Below are 19306 nucleotides of genomic sequence, written 5' to 3' on the forward strand. Positions count from 1 at the left end.
ATTTTCTTTTAAATTTCTGGAATATAAATTCCCTTTAAATTTAAAATAATTTCATTTGACCATCCTTGAAATCTTCATGTAACTTGCAGTTAAGTTTCGGTTTCTCCCTGTCACCAAGATAGAGTTTTCGAGCTATACGGAATTGTTGTTTAACCTGTTCAGCAAATTCTCCCTCCCCTTTCATCCTGGTTCCAAACCTGCTGTCGTTAAGACTTCCACCATGAATGTTGGCTATCTGGTTCAGCACTTTATCTGCCCTGTCTGGCAATGATTTCCTTAGCCAGTCGGAAAAAATTTCACCAATGGCACCATTTAAGCGTACTATGGTATAGCCCACAGCCAGCGCTCCCCGTTCTCCCACTTCTTTCACCAGCGGCATGATCTCGTGATTGTTAATTGAAGGGATGATTGGAGCCATCATAACGCTTACAGGAATATTGGCATTAGAGAGCTTCTCCACGGTTTCCAGGCGCTTCTTTATACTGGCAGTTCTGGGCTCCAGAATCCTTCTCGTGTGTTCCTGCAGGGAGGTTATGGAGATATTTACATGAATTAAATTATCCTGCGCCAGTTCTTTTAATATATCCAGATCACGCAGAATCAAAGAATTTTTAGTGATCATCCCTAAGGGATGCCGGTATTTTAAAAAGGTTTGAAGCAAGCTTCGGGTGATCTTCAATTTTTTCTCTACAGGCTGGTAGCAATCTGTATTGCCTGAAAGAACAATGGGCTTCGCCTGCCAGGACTTACTTTTTAATTTATTCTCAAGCAATTCAACCGCATTCCTTTTAACCAGGATCTTTTGCTCAAAATCCAGCCCGGCACTATAACCCCAATATTCATGAGAATTCCGCGCATAACAATAAATACAACCATGCTCACAACCCTGATAAGGATTCAGGGAATATTCCATCCCTATATCCGGACTAGTGACTTTATTCACGATAGTTTTAGGAAAGGTTTCTATAATGCTGGTTTTGCTTTCTATAGCCTCATCCCCCTCCGCCTCGCAATAATTTAAGTAATCATCACGGGTTTCGTGGCTATGTTCAGCAAACCGATTGGATACATTCTTTTGAGCTCCTCTTCCTTTAATATATTCTCCCATAGACATAGCTCAAAATTATGGAATTTTTCCTTTATTTAGGATTATTTCCTATTTAATATTTATAAAAAAACTGTTTTTAGATTTACCTGAATTACCAGACCTACTAAAAACAGCTTTTATAAATTATCTGCCCGGGAACTCTGCTTTTCGCTTATTCAGAAATGCTGAGGTGCCTTCTTTAAAATCTTCAGTTCCAAAGGATTTTCCAAATTGATTGACCTCTACGTCGAAACCATTCACACCATCTTCATAATTGGCATTAATTGCACGGATCGCTGCAGAAACTGCTACCATTGAATTCTTCATGATCTTTTTCGCAAGGTTTTTAGCAAATTCCAGCAGGTCGTCCTGCTCAACCACGTGATTCACTAGATTATACTGTAATGCCTGGTTGGCATCTATCATCCCGGCAGTCATGATCATTTCCATGGCACGGCCTTTTCCAACCAGTTGAGGCAAACGTTGTGTCCCTCCATAACCCGGAATTACTCCAAGCGAAACCTCCGGAAGTCCCATTTTTGCATTATCACTGGCGATCCTGAAGTGTGCTGCCATGGCCAGTTCCAGCCCGCCACCCAATGCGAAACCATTTACTGCGGCTATTACCGGTTTTGGAAAATTAGCAACATAATTGAATAATTTCTCCTGTCCTTCTGCCGCAAGTCTTTTACCTTCCTTAGGGGAATAATCTGCGAATTCACTAATATCTGCACCGGCTACAAAAGCTTTTTCGCCGCTTCCGGTCAAAATCACCACCTTAACCTCATCATCTTCTTTTGCCTGTTTAAATGCCTGATGCAGTTCCTGAATGGTCTCTTTATTCAGTGCATTCAGTTTTTTAGGGCGGTCTATGGTTATGGTTAGTATATTATTTTCAATCTCTTCTAAAATGTTTTGATAGCTCATAATTTTTATTTTGGAAATCTTACGTTAAAGATAGTGCCTTTATTCTGTTTTGAAATAAAGCTTATGTTACCATTATAGGTCTCTACGATGTTTTTTACCATGGCCAGTCCCAATCCCATTCCGCTGGTTTTGGTGGTGAATTTTGGCTCAAATACCTTGGATTTATTCTCTTCAGAAATTCCCGAACCATTATCGGTTACAGAAATGCAAACGTTCCCGTCTTCCTCTTCCACACTAACCAATATCCTTGGATCTTCCACATCTTTCAATGCCTGAGTTGCATTTTTCACCAAATTGGTTACCACTCGTATTAATTGTGTCCGGTCAAATTTTGCCAGGATCTCCTCCTTATCGCACTTAAACTCAATATATTTTTCATTAAAAATATCCAGAGCGAGTTTCACGATCTTGGGAACATTTAAAATTTCATTTTGTTGCGCCGGCATTTTCGCAAAATTGGAAAATGCAGAAGCGATAGAACTCATGGTGTCTATTTGATTAATAAGGGTGTCACTATACTCATCCACCTTTTGATGAATATCCGGATCCTGAGGATCAAAATTCCTCTGAAAGCTCTGTACGCTAAGACGCATTGGAGTAAGCGGGTTTTTGATCTCGTGAGCTACCTGCTTGGCCATTTCACGCCAGGCCTGTTCTCTTTCACTGGTTGCCAGCTTTACTGCACTTTCTTCCAGTTCATCGATCATACTGTTGTAAGCTGAAACCAATGCATAGATCTCTTCAGTAGCATTGGATAGTTCAATTTTTTGATTGCGCTTGTCCAGTCTGGTTTGATTGATCTTTTCAGAAATTATTTTCAGCGATTTGGTTATATACTTAGATAGAAAAAATGACAGAATGATGGCTATAAAAAGCATAAATAAATACACCTCTGCCATTCGCATCAGGAAATTATTCAGATCCCGGTTTAGCAGGCTGTCATCCTGAAGATAAGGCAAATACAGAATCGCCAGAGGTTTGAACTTACCATCGGTAATATAACTATAGGAAGATTGATATTTCTGCCCATTCACCTCGGTCTTTTTCAAATAGCGCTTATCCGGTGACGATTCCAGTCTATGCAGGATCTCATCCGGAATTTTAACTGCAGAGGTATCCTTGAAAAATGATTCGTCAGACTTTATTATAAGGCTTCCATCGAGGTCGTAAATATGAATTTGCATTTCGTGAACCTCAGCCATCTCATCGATCTTATGTCGCTCGCTAAAGATAGCCTCAAGACTTTCGGTTTCCACTACATAGGTAGTACTGGCAAGTACGAATTTGATATTCTCCAGAATCGCCTTTTGTTTACGTTCCAGCCGCTCCTCATGATAATTTTCGGCCTCCTGCTTATACTGGTATACGGTAACCCCAAAGATCAGGATGGAAGCCACCAGAACCAAAAGGATCATGGAAATAAAAATACGGGTACGTAAAGATAATTTCAACAGTTTCATATAAGGCAGCTTGCTTCCATGTTTACAATTATCACACCACTTCAGGCATTGGGATTCCGGTTTCTGATACTTTTATATAGCTTGATCCCCAACATAAGAATTATTCCTAATACAAAGATCCCAATTACCCCATAGATCCAGTTAAAGGCGTTTTTCAGGATCACCAGAAAAACCACCGAAAACAAGATTATAGTGGAACCTTCATTCCAGATCCTCATTTTATGGGATGACCATTTAACGATATCTTTTTGCAGGTCTTTAAAGATAAAATGACACTTGATGTGATAAGCAAAAAGCAATAGCACAAATCCCAGTTTTACATGCATCCAGGGCTGCTGTAACCAAACCGGTTGCATAATTAAAAGAGTAATGGCAAATATACTCGCCAGGATAGCCGAAGGCCAGGTGATAATATACCAGAGTCTTTTGGTCATTAATTTAAACTGATTGACCAGAATACTTTTATCCGGTTCAGCTTTCTGGGATGCTTCGATATGATAAATGAATAGTCTCGGGATATAGAACAGTCCGGCAAACCAGGTGATCACAAAAATGAGGTGTAAGGCCTTGATATAATTGTACTCCATTATTCTTTCGCTTCTACAAAAAGATAGTTAAGCTGCAATTCGTTGAATTGTTTATTGAAATCCTGAATCTCAGTTTTTAGCAGCTCGTCAAATTTATTCAATTCCGCATTGATCTTAGAGGTTAACAGATCTTTTACTTCAATATCCTGTTTGGTAGGTGGAAAATCGTCCATTCCCACCAAACTGTTCAAATGAGCCAGTTTATTGGTAAGCTTGATTGGGAAATTTAAAGGATCCTGATTACTTCTGTTTTTTGTCTGATACAAAGCATTCTCTATTTCTGAAATCTCAGTACTGAGTTTTTCAGCTTTTTCAAGCAGGGATTTCACCCTCGAATCATTTTTATATTGCTTCTGAAAATCCTTTAATTGGGCATCAAGTCTTCTCATCTTTTTAATGGATTTATGGGCTTTGTCTACAGTTTGATTAATACTACTAATAAAATCATACTGTTTCTGCATCCCTGCCTGGTCGGTTTCAGCATTTTTATCGGCTAGGATCTTAAAGTTTTTTGCCAGAGTTTTATCTCCTATTTCAAGCACCACTTTATAATCTCCGGGAACCACCATAGGTGCCTCGGTACTGGCCCACCACAGGATCATGCCGTCGAGCTTTTCTGCGCCGGCGCCTTTCATATCCCAAATATGTTTGTTCGCTCCCTGCTTTATTTCAAGTTTATTCTTTCCATCCTTATTGCGGAAGGTTTTAATGGTATCACCGGCTGTAGTTAAATAACTCAGTTTGATAATATCTTCTTTTGGAGCTGATATATGAAAATAAGTCACCACACCTGAAGGATGATTTGTTCCCTGCGTTTTGCTCTCTACGGCACGGCCCTCCATTCTATAAGCAGGTTTTGGCTGGAAGAGAATATCGCCTTTATTATCTACATCTTTAAGCTGATGGATTAAGCTAAGATCGTCAAGTATCCAGAGGCTTCTCCCCTGAGTCGCAACGATTAGATTATTTTCTTTAATGGCAAGATCTGTAATAGGAACTATTGGCAAATTAAGCTGAAAAGGTTTCCAATTCTTCCCGTCGTTAAAAGAGATATACATGCCAGTTTCAGTTCCCGCATATAACAATCCTTTTTGTTCGGGATCTTCGCGAAGAACCCGGGTAAAATGTTCTGAAGCAATTCCGGTAGTGATCTTTTGCCATGATTCACCGTAATTTGAAGTTTTATATAAATAAGGAGCAAAATCTCCTAATTTGTATCTGGTTCCGGCAACATAGGCAGTTCCCGCATCAAAGGCTGAAGGCTCTATACTATTTATCATCATCCACTCCGGCATTCCTTTAGGAGTCACATTCTTCCAGTTTTTTCCACCATCTTTTGAGATATGGATCAATCCGTCATCACTTCCCGTCCAGAGAATTCCTTCCTTCACCGGTGATTGGGCCGCTGCGAAAATCGTACTGTAATATTCAACCGAGGTATTATCCTGAGTGATAGGTCCACCAGAGCTTTTTTGTTTAGACTTATCATTTCGGGTTAGATCCGGACTTATTTCTTCCCAGCTTTCCCCTTCATTCGTGGTTACATGCAAATGATTGGAAGCAGTATAAAGTTTATCGGGATTATGTGGTGAAAAGAAAATTGGGAAATTCCACTGGAATCTGTATTTAAGATTTTCGGCTCCGTGACCCATAGGATTATCGGGCCAAACGCTAATGCTTCTTACCGTCCCTGTTTCATGGTTATATCTGGTTAAAAATCCATCATAACTACCACCATATACAATATCACTGTTTTCAGGATCTACTGCTATATGTGCACTCTCCCCTCCGGCTGTAGATTCCCAATCGGCTTCACTAATACTACCGCGTTCATTTCTGTGTTTGATCCGGATAGTTGAGTTATCCTGCTGCGCAGCATAAATTCTATATGGAAATGAATTATCTGTGGTCACTCTATAGAATTGCGAAGTTGGCTGATTATGATAAGTACTCCAGGTTTCACCACCGTCGTAGGTTACCTGAGCTCCTCCATCATCCCCCATGATCATCCGGTATGGATTTTCAGGTGCGATCCAGAGGTCATGATGATCACCATGCGGAGCATTTGCAGATGTATAGGTTTTACCACCGTCTGTACTTTTATGATAATTTACGTTTAGAACGTAAACTTTATCCTGATCATGAGGATCGGCATATATTCTTGTATAATACCAGGCTCTTTGTCTCAAACTACGATCCTCATTGATCAACTCCCAGGTTTCACCGGCATCGTTGCTTCGATAAACCCCGCCTTTTTCTTTGTTTTCCACAATCGCCCATACTCTTTCACTATTGGCCGGGGAAACGGTCACCCCTATAATCCCCAGGGTATCGGCAGGAAAACCTTTATTTTTAGAGATCTCGCTCCAGGTCTCACCACTGTCTGTACTTTTCCATAATGCTGAACCTTCTCCCCCACTGCTTAAGCTATAAGGTGTTCGCTGAACATTCCAGGTAGAAGCATATAAAATCCTGGAATTATTCGGATCCATGATGAGATCCACCGCACCAGATTGGGAATTGGAAAAAAGGACTTTCTTCCAGTTCTTCCCTCCATCGGTAGATTTATAAACTCCCCTGTCTTCCGTAGGTTTATAGATATTCCCCAGGACTGCCGCATAAACCGTATTATAATCATCTGGATGAGTTACGATCCTTGGAACATGTCTGCTGTTTTCCAGACCGGCTTTTTTCCAGGTTTTTCCGGCATCTTCGGTTTTCCAAATCCCATATCCTGAAGACACATTTCCACGCACAGTTTTTTCACCACCCCCAACGTAGATTACGTTAGGATCCTTTTTTGCAACTTCTATGGCGCCAATTGAGCCTCCAAAATATCCATCAGAAATATTCTCCCAGCTTCTTCCGCCATCTTCAGTTTTCCAAACTCCTCCTCCGGCTGCACCAAAATAGAACAGATTAGGTTTCCTCGGCACTCCGGTTACGGCTGCACTTCGTCCACCTCTAAACGGACCAATTAATCTGTATTCCAAAGCATCATACAACTGCTCGTCATAATTTTGCGCCTGAATGGGTTGAAAGAAAAAAATACTGAAAAATGAGAAAAGCAGGATTTGGGGGAACTGAATTTTGTTCATAGAAATATTGGTTAGAAAGTTCTAAAGATAAGGATTTGAAGGAATTCTAAAGGACGCCTATTTTAAAGATCTTCTAATTTCCCGGTTGAGGAAATACGCCGTAATGATCGTAGATAAAACATCTGCAATAGGAAAGGAAATCCATACGCCCAGTTCACCATAATATATTGGTAAAATAAGCACCAGCGGAATAAATATGAAACCCTGCCGGGACAAGGTGAGCAGGAATGCAGGAACTGCTTTCCCAATTGCCTGAAAATAGGCAGCGCCAATAAGTTGAATGGTGACAATGGGAATTGCTGCAAATACCCAACGCATTGCAGACGGGGTTTGTGCCAGAATACTTTCTTCCTGAGTAAAAATTCCGACTATATTTTCAGCAAACAGAATTATTCCGAAGAATATAAAAAGTCCCATCAGGAAAGCATATAGAATTGCCGTATTGATACTTTTTCTAACCCTATCAAATTTCTCTGCACCATAATTAAAACCGGCAATTGGCAAGAATCCCTGAGTTACGCCCAGAACAGGAAACAAAGCAAACATCAGCATTCTGGCAATGATGGCATAAACCGTTACCGAATCTTCACCTCCCAGATCGAAAAGAATATTATTCATTAAAAGATAAGTCACACTTACCACAGCCTGCCGGGCAAGAGTTACCACTCCAAGTGCCGACATCTCTTTTAAAATTGGCCAATCAAGGCTCAAATGAGAAAAGCTTATCCTTAATTCAGAATTTTTGGAGAGGAAGAACCAGACAATATACGCGAGACAACAGAAGTAAGAAGCTGTGGTGGCAAGGGCAGCACCTTCCATCCCCATATTCAGCTTGTTGATTAGAATGTAGTCGAATACAAGATTCACAACAGAGGGGATGATCATTGCGGTCATGGCGAAGCGAGGTTTCCCTTCAGCCCTTATCACATTATTTCCCATCATGGCCATTGCCAGCAGGGGAACTCCGCATAAAACAATGATGTAATAAATCTTCGCAGGATCGAAGATATCTCCTTTCCCTCCAAATGCGGGAATAAGACTATCCACGAATATTAAGCCCGGAATTACCAGACCAATAGACAATAGAAATGTTAGTGTAATTTGATTCCCAAAAGTTCTGAGGGCCTTTAGTTTGTCATTCGCACCCAATGCCCTGGAGATGATAGAAGAACCTCCAATCCCAATAGCCATCCCTAAAGCAGCAATAAAAAAGGAAACAGGTAAAACCACATTTATAGCCGCAATGGCTATAGGTCCTATCCAGTTCCCCACAAAAATGGTGTCCACTAGAATATTCAGCGACATTACCAAAATTCCCACCGAGGCAGGAACGGCCTGCTGAATAAGCAGTTTCCCAATGGGTTTTTCACCCAGTTCTTTGGAATTATTACGGGCCATTAAGCCTCAACAGGGGTTTGATGCGCCCATTCGTCCACCCATCTGGAAAGTACTTTTACCCATTCCTGCCTGTCGTTCAAACATGGAACTACCGTAAAATCTTTTCCACCAACTTCATGAAAGATCTCCTCCCCTTCCATGGCAATTTCTTCAAGGGTTTCCAAACAGTCTGATACAAAAGCCGGGGTGACTACAGCCAGTTTTTTCATGCCCTGCTTCCCGAATCTCTCGATGGTCCTGTCTGTATAAGGTTTTAACCATGGGTCGAAACCAAGTCGGGATTGAAAGGAGACACTATAGGTATTTGGTTTTAATTTCAAATATTCAGCAACCAGTCTTGTAGTTTCAAAACATTGATGACGATAGCAAAACTGATGAGCCGCAGAAGCGGTTTGACAGCAAGAACCATCTATCTTACAATGAGATTTGGTGACATCACTTTTTCTAATGTGTCTTTCCGGAACTCCGTGATAAGAAAACAACAGGTGTTCAAAATCTTTTCCGTCAAGATGTTCAGAAATACTGTTGGCCAAAGTCCTGATATAATCGGGATGATTATAGAACGGTGGAACCGTAATAAACTTCATGTCCGGAAAATGTTCCTTTCTAATTTCTTCAGCCAAAACCAGAATGGTTTCAGTCGTAGCCATAGCAAATTGAGGATATAATGGAAAAAGCAATACTTCTTTCACCCCTTTATCATACAATTCCTGCAGTCCGTTCATGATGCTGGGTTTTCCATAACGCATAGCCAGAGATACCGGAACAGAAGTATGATCATCGATCTTTGATTGCAACCTTTCTGAAAGTACAATTAAAGGCGACCCTTCCTCCCACCAGATCTTTTCATATGCCTCAGCAGATTTTTTGGGTCTTGTATTCAGAATGATTCCTTTTACCAGCAAAGTTCTCGCCCATAGCGGAACATCAATAACTCGTTCATCCATCAGGAATTCACCAAGATATCTTTTTACGTCTTTGTGATTGGTACTATCGGGAGATCCCAGGTTAACCAGCAATACACCTTTACTCATAATTCTTCTTTTTCCGCTTCAAAAATAATATTCTGTAATTCTTCTTCCCGGTTTTTTAATCGGACTTTTCTATGCGTCCATAATTGGCCCGGATTTTATCCTTAATTAACCGATAATGTGTATTTCTTAGGAGTGGTTCCAAATTTCTTTTTAAAACCAGCGATAAAATGACTGGCAGTGCTATATCCTACTTTTAAACCTACTTCATTAACATTGTATTCTCCGGTGTCCAGTAATTTACGGGCATACTCCATTTTATAATCAAACAGGAAACTGTAAACCGAATCCCCATAGATCTGCTTAAAGCCTTCTTTTAGCTTTTTAAGACTTAAACCAATTTCATCTGCCAGCTCCTGAAGTGAAGGTGGCTCTGCCATACGGGCGATCACAATATCTTTAGCTCGACGAATCTTCTTAATATTCTCTTCATCACTCAGGAAAGGACATTGTTCAAGGTCCGGGTTTTCAGATTTATTAAAGTAAAGACTTAATAATTCGTATGCCTTGGCCTTGAAATATAGATTTTTGATACTCGGCGTAAGATTGAAATTCATTATCTGGTTCAACACTACAGCCGTTGAAGGGGAAATCTGTGCGTCTTTATAATATTTCTTATCCTTATTATCTGCACTTAAAAAAGTAATATAATCGGCTTCCTGAGAAAACAGCGCATGGAATTTTTTAATGGAGATCACCAGAGATATCAACCAGGATTCTGCTTCCATGGATACATTTAAAGGAAGGTCACGCTGCGGATTGTATAACAGCAGAGAATTTTCCTCGGGCAAAGGAAGTTCATAACTCCCATTATTAAAGAGGAATTTACTGTTTCCTTTTACATTGAAATGAAACTGAATAAAGCTATTATCAATGTCCCGGGACATTATTTTTGACTGCCCTGTATCGTTCTGAAATTTCAAAATATAAAATCCATCTTCTATCCGGATTTCCTCAGAAATACTTACAGCGTTATTTTTTAAGTGATCTTCCATCATATTCAATTTTAACCAATTTAGAATAAGTCTAAACTAATCCATTCAAACCCGCTTTCCCTGCTACAAAAGTATGCATTTTAGAATTTTAGGGTTCAATTTTTACATAATTATCACCAATCGATATATTTAGTGCTTCCAGCGTTATTTTTTAAAATAAGCATCTGCTACTTTTGCAATTGTATTCCCTAAACCGATGCATGGAAGATTTTCACATATCTAGAGGTAAACATTTTTACTCAATAGGTTTAAGTTATAAGAAGGCCGATGCCGAGATAAGAGGGCATTTTAGCCTTACTGAAGAAGCTAAGGAAAGACTATTGGTTGAGGCGAAAAATGAAGGTATAGATGGCATCTTAGTCACTTCCACCTGCAACAGAACCGAAATTTACGGTTTTGCACAACACCCTTTTCAGCTTATTAAACTTCTCTGTGAACATACTCATGGCACGGTTGAAGAGTTTGAAAAAGTAGCTTACGTTTATAAAAACAAACAGGCCATTTCTCATATTTTTAGAGTGGGAACGGGACTAGACAGTCAGATCCTGGGTGATTTCGAGATTATAAGTCAGTTGAAGATAGCATTTGTAAGATCCAAGAAATTGGGTCTGGTCAACGCATTTTTAGAGCGTCTCGTAAATGCCGTAATTCAGGCCAGTAAAAGGATCAAGAATGAAACCGAGATCTCCAGTGGAGCAACTTCAGTTTCCTTCGCTTCTGTTCAATATATTCTGAATAATATTCAGAACGTTTCAGAAAAGAACATTTTACTTTTCGGAACAGGGAAAATTGGACGCAATACCTGTGAAAACCTTGTTAAGCATACCAAAAATAATCATATCACCCTTATTAACCGTACTAAGGGAAAAGCCGAAAAGATCGCGGGAAAATTTAACCTCATCGTTAAAGACTATGCCGATCTTCAGGCCGAAATAAGGAATAGTGATATTTTAATCGTAGCCACCGGAGCACAGAATCCAACCATTTCCAAAGAGCTTATTTATCCACGCAAGGAACTATTGATCCTTGATCTTTCCATTCCCAAGAATGTTTCAGACGATGTGAAGGAGCTGGAAAATGTACAGTTAATTCACCTGGACCATTTATCGCAAATGACAGATGAAACTCTGGAAAGAAGAAAACAATTCATTCCGCAGGCCCATGAGATCATTACTGAAGTGGAAAATGATTTTAATCAATGGCTGGAAACAAGAAAATTTGCTCCTACCATAAAGGCATTAAAAAAGAAGCTGAAGATGATGAAGGACGCTGAACTGGATTTTCAGCGTAAAAAGATCTCAGATTTTAATGATGAACAGGCAGAAATTGTAAGCAACAGGATCATTCACAAGATCATGAAGCATTTTGCCAATCATTTAAAAGAAGATACTGAAACTACTGATGAAAGTTTAGAGCTAATTCAGAAGGTTTTTCAATTAGAAGAAGTAAATAAATGAGCAAGGTAATTAGAATTGGAACCCGCGATAGCGAACTGGCGCTATGGCAGGCAAAAACGGTGCAAAATGCTCTGGAGCATACAGGCCATTCTACTAAATTGGTTCCTGTTAAATCTACAGGAGATCTAAACCTTGACCAGCCTTTATATGAAATGGGCATTACCGGGATCTTTACTAAGACTCTGGATGTGGCCATGATAAAAGGAGAAATTGATATAGCTGTGCACTCCATGAAAGATGTTCCCACGGCTTTGCCAAAGGGAATTGTGGAAGCCGCAGTGATGAAACGAGCCAGTAATAAGGATATTTTGATCCATAAAGGAGTTGAATTCCTTGAAAGTAAAGATGGAATCATTGCTACCGGAAGCCTTAGAAGAAAGGCACAGTGGCTTAACAAATATCCTGAGCATAAAGTTGTGGATCTTCGGGGGAATGTAAATACCCGGATGAAGAAATTAGAGGATAATGACTGGAACGGAGCAATTTTCGCTGCCGCCGGACTGGAAAGGATCGAAATAAAACCAGAAAATTTCCTTGACCTCAACTGGATGATCCCGGCTCCGGCACAAGGCGCTATGCTTATAGTAGCCATGGAGAAGGATAATTACTGCCGTGAAGCATTAGCGATGTTAAATCATAAAGAATCTGAAACATGCGTTCATTTAGAACGTGAATTTTTACAGGTTCTTGAAGGAGGTTGTACCGCACCTATTGGAGCACTGGCTAAAATTTTAAATGGCAATGTACATTTTAAAGGAGCTTTATTTAGTCTTGATGGCCAGCAAAAAATAGAAGTAGAAAGAACTATTCCTATGGATAATAGTTCCGGGTTGGGAAAAGAATGTGCGCTGGAGATTTTAAATAACGGCGGAAAGGAATTAATGGCCAGTATAAAAGCCAGTCTTAATATCTAAGCAATGCCCAGCATACTTTCAACAAAAAAACTTACCCCTGCCCAAAAAGAGCTTTTGCTTAATGGCGGGTTAGGTGTTGTAGAGTATGACGCGATAAAAATTGAATCCCGGGATCTTTCAGGAAAACCGGACTTTGTTGAAAATGCAATTTTCACCAGTAAAAATGCAATTCGGGCTATTTCAGGCAAAGGATTAAAATTAAGGAATTGCTTTTGTGTGGGAGAAACCACAGCACAGCTGGCCAGGACCGAAGGATTCCAAATCCTGGAAACCACAGATAATGCTGCCGAACTTGCAGAAAAAATTGTCGAAGCCCATCAGGATAAAAAATTCGATTTCTTTTGCGGGAACATTCGTCGTGATGAACTTCCTGATATCCTGACTAAAAACAAAATAGACTTTACCGAACATATAGTATATACCACTAATCTCAATTTTAAAACATTTGATTCTCAATTTGACGGGATCATGTTTTTTAGTACGAGTGGAGTGGAAAGTTTTATAAAAAATAACAAATTAAGAACCACCGCTTTTTGCATTGGGGAAACAACGGCACAAGAAGCCAGAAAGCATTTTGAACAGGTAATAGTAGCGACTAAACCCGGGATTGAAAATGTGATCGCTAAAGTTGTTTTACACTTCAAAAAGAATAAACATATCAGCACATGATTAAAAATGATCTTTTTTTAAAGGCACTTAAAGGAGAAACCGTTGAACGACCACCGGTTTGGATGATGAGACAGGCTGGAAGATATCTGCCGGACTTTATGAAATTAAAGGAGAAATATGATTTCTTCACCCGTTGCCGAACTCCGGAACTTGCTACTGAGATCACCGTGATGCCTATCAGGCAAATTGGACCAGATGCAGCTATTTTGTTCAGTGATATCCTGGTAGTACCACAGGCTATGAATATTGAGGTGGAAATGAAACCAGGAGTTGGACCATGGTTACCTAATCCCATAGACACTCCTAAAAAAGTAGAAAGTGTAATCGTTCCAGATGTAAAGGAAGAGCTTGACTATGTTTTTGAGGCCATCAAACTTACCAAGCAGGAATTAAATGATGAGGTTCCATTAATTGGTTTTGCCGGTTCTCCATGGACTATTTTGTGCTATTGTGTGCAGGGACAGGGTTCTAAAACATTTGACAAAGCGAAACGTTTTTGCTTTATGGAACCTATCGCCGCTCACACTTTGCTTCAAAAGATCACCGATACAACCATAGCTTACCTTAAAGAAAAGGTCAAAGCCGGAGTAAATGCGATTCAGCTATTTGACTCCTGGGGTGGACTTTTAGAGCCTAAGGATTATGAAGAATTTTCCTGGAAATACATGCAACAGATCATCGATGCCTTAAAAGATGAAATTCCTGTTATCGCTTATGGTAAGGGATGCTGGTTCGCATTGAATAAAATGTCACAGTCCGGAGCTGCTGCTCTTGGAGTTGACTGGACTTGTGAGGCAAGAAATGCCAGATATTTAAGTGGCGGGAAAATAACCTTACAGGGGAATTTTGATCCGGCAAGATTATACTCAAAGCCAATTGAAATAAAATACATGGTAAACGATATGATTAAGGCTTTTGGAAAAGATCGTTATATCGCCAACTTAGGACACGGAATTTTACCAGATATCCCTGTTGATAATGCCAAAGCCTTTGTAGATGCCGTTAAGGAATACAGAGAATAATGATGAAAGAGAAGTTTTACCGCTATATTGAAGATCTACAGGACCGGATCACTGCCGGACTGGAAGAAGTGGATGGAAAAGCGAAGTTCCGGGAAGATATCTGGAAGCGTAAAGAAGGTGGCGGTGGACGTACCAGAATCATTGAAAATGGTGCCGTTTTCGAAAAAGGTGGAGTAAATATTTCTGCTGTTCACGGCCCTCTGGCACCTGCAATGCAAAAGTATTTCAATGTTGGAGATGTAGATTTTTTCGCGTGCGGACTTAGCCTGGTTCTGCATCCAAAAAATCCCATGGTTCCCACAGTTCATGCAAACTGGAGATATTTTGAGATGTATGAGAAAGACGGGACTATTATTGACCAGTGGTTTGGTGGTGGGCAGGATCTTACTCCGTATTACCTTTTTGAAGAAGATGCCAAACACTTTCATCAGGTTTGTAAAAAAGCATGTAACCCTCATGGTTTTTCCTTCTATTCTGAATACAAAAAGAGATGTGATGAATATTTCTGGAATAGTCATAGAAATGAAGCCCGTGGAATAGGCGGACTTTTCTTTGATTATCTGAAGGAAAATGACCGAATGAAGATCGAAGACTGGTATGATTTTGTAACCGATGTGGGGAATTCTTTCCTGCAGGCGTATGTACCAATTGTCGAAAAAAGGAAACATCTTCCATATACCGAAAAACACCGAAACTGGCAGGAGATTCGAAGAGGTCGTTATGTCGAATTCAACCTTGTTCACGATAAAGGCACTTTGTTTGGCCTTAAAACCAATGGCCGGATAGAGAGCATATTAATGAGCTTACCTCCACATGTGCAGTGGGTGTATGACCATCATCCGGAACCCGGAAGCCCGGAAGAAAAATTGATCAAATTGCTTGAAAATCCTGTGGACTGGGTTTAAAAAAGGAACTCAGGAAACATATTACTTTTAAGATTTTCAGCCTTAAAAAATATTAGCATACAGCATTTAAAAATTCAATACTATGTTACGCCGAAACAGAAGATTAAGAACAAACGAATCCATAAGATCACTGGTTAGAGAAACCACTATTTCTCCTAACGATTTTCTTGTTCCCCTGTTCATTGTTGAAGGAAAACAGGTAAAGGAAGAAATCGCCTCCATGCCCGGATATTACAGATACAGCCTAGATCTGTTGAAAAACGAGGTGAAGGAACTATGGAATATGGGCCTAAAATCTGTTTTGCTGTTTGTAAAAGTTCCTGATAATTTAAAAGACAATGCAGGAACCGAAGCGCTTAATCCTGAAGGTTTAATGCAAAGGGCTATTAAAACGGTTAAGGACGTAGCTCCCGAAATGCTAATAATGACAGATGTTGCCCTGGATCCTTACTCCTCTTTTGGTCATGACGGGGTGGTTGCTAACGGCAAGATCCTTAATGATGATACTACCGCCATACTTGCTGAAATGGCCTTATCTCATGCCAGGGCAGGAGCAGATTTTGTTGCTCCAAGTGATATGATGGATGGAAGGATCTTTGAAATAAGAACATTGCTGGAAGATGAAGGTTTTCATAATACCGGTATCATGAGTTATTCGGCAAAATATGCTTCTGCGTTTTATGGTCCGTTTAGAGATGCGCTGGATTCAGCACCAGGGTTTGGAGATAAAAAAACTTACCAGATGGACCCTTCCAACCGCGAAGAAGCCATTAAAGAAACCCTTATGGATATTGAGGAAGGAGCGGATATTGTAATGGTAAAACCGGGATTATGTTATCTGGACATAGTTCGGGATATTAAAAATGCCGTAAACGTGCCCGTGGCTGTTTATCAGGTAAGTGGAGAATATGCCATGATCAAAGCTGCTGCCGAAAAAGGATGGCTGGATCATGATGCAGTTGTGCTGGAACAAATAACAGCAATAAAACGTGCCGGCGCGAGCATGATCGCTTCTTATTTCGCTAAAGAGACCGTGAAAATAATTTCCTGATTCCCATTAAATTATAACTAAATTTTATCACTACAGATCAGTTTTTGAACTAAGTTTGTTATGTGAAAAATCTGAATTACATCATTGCAAATCTGGTTTTAACGCTGGTATTTTCCGGCTTTAATTTTATTGCAATTGCTTCAGAAATTCCTGCTCCCAATCCGGAACCTACTCAGGCCACGTTTTTTAAAAATGATCTGAATGATAAGGCGGTTCTTTTAGAAGAAAGTCAGATCTCAATTCCTGTATCTATAAGTTATTTAGATGCAGAAATTTTTTCGGGAAACACTCCCGCCTTAATTGTTTCTAACCGCAACCTTCAGGATACATCAGGTTCTGTAAAACACCAAATTTCTCTTTTTGACAGGAAGAGACTGCTTCAATGTGGTATTTACCCATTCCATAACTTCTGGTGATACTTAAATGATTCTTTTTAGTCCGCAAAGGACGTTTTCAGCTTTCAGAATTATTTGAAAGCATTCAATCATTTAATATCAAAACAATGGATAAAATATCAATTTTGTTAGGGGTCCTGATGTTGATCCTTTTCCTATTCCCAATCGTGTATGTGTTAATTCAGCAAAAAGCGAAGGAAACAAGAACTAAAAAATTATTGTCACAGGCGGCTTTAGAAAATAACATAAAGTTGGATAGCATAGAGATCATAGGGCACTTAAGCCTGGGACTCGACTCTACAACAAAAAAACTTGTGGTGATCGAATTTAAAGATCCGGTAAAAACGAGGATCATCGATTTGAAAGAAATTCAGGAATTAAAGATCAATAAAAGATTCGAATCTTATATGCAGGGAGAATCCCGCAAAGAAAAAATCATTCATTTGAGTCTTGAATTTATTTCTAAAAATCCTGCACAAATAACAGAAATTGCCTTTTACGATGAGGAAGAACTGGATAGTACAGACGCAGCCATTAGCTTGAATAACGCCAGAAGATGGGATGAAATTCTTCAAAAAAACATGGCTTATTAAATTTATGAGTTTTGGATCAGGCCTTCGGTACACCCGGAGGCTTATTTTTTTCCTTTTATAGTTTCTTTTTCAAAAAATGCTTTGAGATTACATAAATTAGCCTGTTAAACAGATTATCTGGCTTATGGCTTTATTATTCATATACGCGATATTATCCATCTTTTTTTCTTTCCTGTGTTCTATCCTGGAAGCAACCCTGTTAAGCATAACACCCTCATATATAAAGATCAAAAAGAAAGAAGGAAAACCTTTTGCCAACACCCTTGCACATTTAAAGCAGGATATTGACAAACCCCTTATCGCGATCCTAACTATAAACACCATTGCCCATACGGTTGGGGCGATTCTAGTGGGAGTGCAGGCCGAAAAAACCTTCGGGGACGGTGGCAACTCGGTGATGATCGTATCAGCTATTATGACTTTGGCTATTCTTATTCTTTCTGAAATTATTCCGAAAACCATTGGAGCAACTTACTGGCAGTCTCTGGGGAATTTCACTGCGAAGACCTTAAAGATCATGATCTTTCCATTAAAATACACCGGGCTACTTTGGTTAATGATGCTTACCACAAAACTTATCGGGAAATCTGCTCACGTGTCCAGCATGAGTAGAGAAGAATTCGCTGCAATTACTGATGCTGCCGAAGAGGAGGGAGTTTTTGAGGAAAATGAAACCACTGTTATTAAAAACCTACTTGTTTTTAAATCTGTAGAAGCAAAAGATGTGATGACGCCTTTTTCTGTCGCGATCACTGAAGATGAAAGTATAACGCTTAGAGAGTTCTATAATAACCACAAGAACCTGAAATTTTCAAGGATCCCGGTTTATAAAGACAAATCCAATCACATTTCCGGCTTTATTTTAAAAGATGACGTGCTTGAAGCTATGATCGATGAGCACGGAGAAAAACCATTAAGCAGTATCAAAAGAAATATTCTGGTTACCAACGATAACACCCCAATTCCGGAGCTTTTTGAAATATTTGTACAGCAAAGAGCTCATATCTCCATGATCGTTGATCATTTTGGAAATGTTACGGGAATTGTAACCATGGAGGATATTATTGAAACCTTGCTTGGATTGGAGATCATGGACGAAAGCGATAGCGTGGAAGACATGCAGGTGCTGGCCCGTAAAAACTGGGAACGCCGCGCTAAAAGGCTTGGATTGATCCAAAGAAAACAAGATCAGGAAACCGAAAGCGCTGACTCTCCAATTAATGAAAATGGTAAGGATGAAAGCGGCAAGATTTAAAACCCCACTTGGGACTGCTGAAATTAGAGGCAGCGAAGAAGGAATATGCAGTATTAAAATTCTGGAAGGTGATCCCGGAATTACAGAAATCCCTTTGGAATTGCAGCCGGCGGTTGAGCAATTAGAGGCCTATTTTGCCGGGGAGCTTAAAGATTTCCACCTTAAATTAGATCCAAAAGGAACAGAATTTCAAAAACAGGTTTGGAAAAAACTGGCTGAAATTCCATTTGGCACTACCACCTCGTATTTGCAATTATCCAAAGAACTTGGAAATGAAAAGGCCATTAGGGCTGTAGCCGCTGCAAATGGGAAAAATCCTTTATGGATCGTAATTCCCTGTCACCGGGTAATTGGAAGCGATGGCTCATTAACTGGGTATGCCGGCGGACTCCACCACAAAAAATGGTTGCTCGAGCATGAAAATCCGCCTTTGCAGCAAAGCTTATTTTAATTTTAAAATAT

General features: G+C 39.8%; 18 protein-coding genes. 10 read left to right on the forward strand and 8 right to left on the reverse strand.

The window, feature by feature from the left end; translation table 11 throughout:
• Positions 1-40: 40 nt before the first annotated feature.
• From ACNKXV_RS04925 to ACNKXV_RS04960, 8 genes are all read right to left on the reverse strand, one after another.
• Positions 41-1114, reverse strand: a complete 1074-nt coding sequence (locus tag ACNKXV_RS04925) for a PA0069 family radical SAM protein (RefSeq protein ID WP_417906591.1) — start codon at positions 1112-1114, stop codon at positions 41-43.
• A gap of 117 nt (positions 1115-1231) precedes the next feature.
• Positions 1232-2014 (reverse strand): enoyl-CoA hydratase/isomerase family protein, encoded by a 783-nt coding sequence (locus ACNKXV_RS04930; RefSeq protein ID WP_417906592.1) that lies wholly within the window; start codon positions 2012-2014, stop codon positions 1232-1234.
• A gap of 5 nt (positions 2015-2019) precedes the next feature.
• Positions 2020-3474, reverse strand: coding sequence for a sensor histidine kinase (locus tag ACNKXV_RS04935; protein ID WP_417906593.1), 1455 nt, complete (start codon positions 3472-3474; stop codon positions 2020-2022).
• A gap of 41 nt (positions 3475-3515) precedes the next feature.
• The gene (locus ACNKXV_RS04940) at positions 3516-4061 is read right to left on the reverse strand and encodes a CopD family protein (RefSeq protein WP_417906594.1); all 546 of its coding nucleotides are present in this window, start codon (positions 4059-4061) and stop codon (positions 3516-3518) included.
• Positions 4061-7159: a VPS10 domain-containing protein gene (locus ACNKXV_RS04945; RefSeq protein WP_417906595.1), complete on the reverse strand. Its 3099-nt coding sequence runs from the start codon at positions 7157-7159 to the stop codon at positions 4061-4063. Before ACNKXV_RS04945 ends, ACNKXV_RS04940 begins: the two co-directional genes overlap by 1 nt.
• Before the next feature lie 57 nt (positions 7160-7216).
• Entirely contained in the window at positions 7217-8557 is a 1341-nt protein-coding gene (locus tag ACNKXV_RS04950) for an MATE family efflux transporter (RefSeq protein ID WP_417906596.1), read from the reverse strand.
• Positions 8557-9591, reverse strand: coding sequence for a ferrochelatase (hemH, locus tag ACNKXV_RS04955; protein ID WP_417906597.1), 1035 nt, complete (start codon positions 9589-9591; stop codon positions 8557-8559). Before hemH ends, ACNKXV_RS04950 begins: the two co-directional genes overlap by 1 nt.
• Positions 9592-9692: 101 nt before the next feature.
• On the reverse strand, positions 9693-10583 hold the full coding sequence (locus ACNKXV_RS04960) for an AraC family transcriptional regulator (RefSeq protein ID WP_417906973.1): 891 nt from the start codon (positions 10581-10583) through the stop codon (positions 9693-9695).
• A 200-nt stretch (positions 10584-10783) separates the two neighbouring features.
• Here ACNKXV_RS04960 and hemA point away from each other — a divergent pair, with 200 nt between their 5' ends.
• From hemA to ACNKXV_RS05010, 10 genes are all read left to right on the forward strand, one after another.
• Complete coding sequence (hemA, locus tag ACNKXV_RS04965) at positions 10784-12040, forward strand: glutamyl-tRNA reductase (RefSeq protein WP_417906598.1); 1257 nt, start codon at positions 10784-10786, stop codon at positions 12038-12040.
• Positions 12037-12954 (forward strand): hydroxymethylbilane synthase, encoded by a 918-nt coding sequence (hemC, locus tag ACNKXV_RS04970; RefSeq protein WP_417906599.1) that lies wholly within the window; start codon positions 12037-12039, stop codon positions 12952-12954. The genes hemA and hemC overlap by 4 nt, the downstream gene beginning before the upstream one ends.
• Before the next feature lie 3 nt (positions 12955-12957).
• Positions 12958-13623 (forward strand): uroporphyrinogen-III synthase, encoded by a 666-nt coding sequence (locus tag ACNKXV_RS04975; RefSeq protein WP_417906600.1) that lies wholly within the window; start codon positions 12958-12960, stop codon positions 13621-13623.
• Entirely contained in the window at positions 13620-14645 is a 1026-nt protein-coding gene (gene hemE, locus ACNKXV_RS04980) for a uroporphyrinogen decarboxylase (protein WP_417906601.1), read from the forward strand. Before ACNKXV_RS04975 ends, hemE begins: the two co-directional genes overlap by 4 nt.
• 2 nt (positions 14646-14647) lie before the next feature.
• Entirely contained in the window at positions 14648-15550 is a 903-nt protein-coding gene (hemF, locus tag ACNKXV_RS04985) for an oxygen-dependent coproporphyrinogen oxidase (protein ID WP_417906974.1), read from the forward strand.
• 82 nt (positions 15551-15632) lie between these two features.
• A complete protein-coding gene (gene hemB / locus ACNKXV_RS04990; protein WP_417906602.1) occupies positions 15633-16601 on the forward strand; it encodes a porphobilinogen synthase in 969 nt (322 codons plus the stop codon).
• A 62-nt stretch (positions 16602-16663) separates the two neighbouring features.
• On the forward strand, positions 16664-17017 hold the full coding sequence (locus ACNKXV_RS04995) for a hypothetical protein (protein ID WP_417906603.1): 354 nt from the start codon (positions 16664-16666) through the stop codon (positions 17015-17017).
• Positions 17018-17103: 86 nt separating this feature from the next.
• Positions 17104-17589 carry a hypothetical protein gene (locus ACNKXV_RS05000; protein ID WP_417906604.1) on the forward strand — a complete coding sequence of 162 codons (486 nt, stop codon included), beginning with the start codon at positions 17104-17106 and terminating at the stop codon, positions 17587-17589.
• A gap of 124 nt (positions 17590-17713) precedes the next feature.
• On the forward strand, positions 17714-18844 hold the full coding sequence (locus ACNKXV_RS05005; RefSeq protein WP_417906605.1) for a CNNM domain-containing protein: 1131 nt from the start codon (positions 17714-17716) through the stop codon (positions 18842-18844).
• A complete protein-coding gene (locus ACNKXV_RS05010) occupies positions 18825-19295 on the forward strand; it encodes a methylated-DNA--[protein]-cysteine S-methyltransferase (protein ID WP_417906606.1) in 471 nt (156 codons plus the stop codon). Before ACNKXV_RS05005 ends, ACNKXV_RS05010 begins: the two co-directional genes overlap by 20 nt.
• Positions 19296-19306: the final 11 nt, after the last annotated feature.

It is taken from the genome of Christiangramia aquimixticola, assembly GCF_048285835.1.
Lineage (GTDB): Bacteria > Bacteroidota > Bacteroidia > Flavobacteriales > Flavobacteriaceae > Christiangramia > Christiangramia aquimixticola.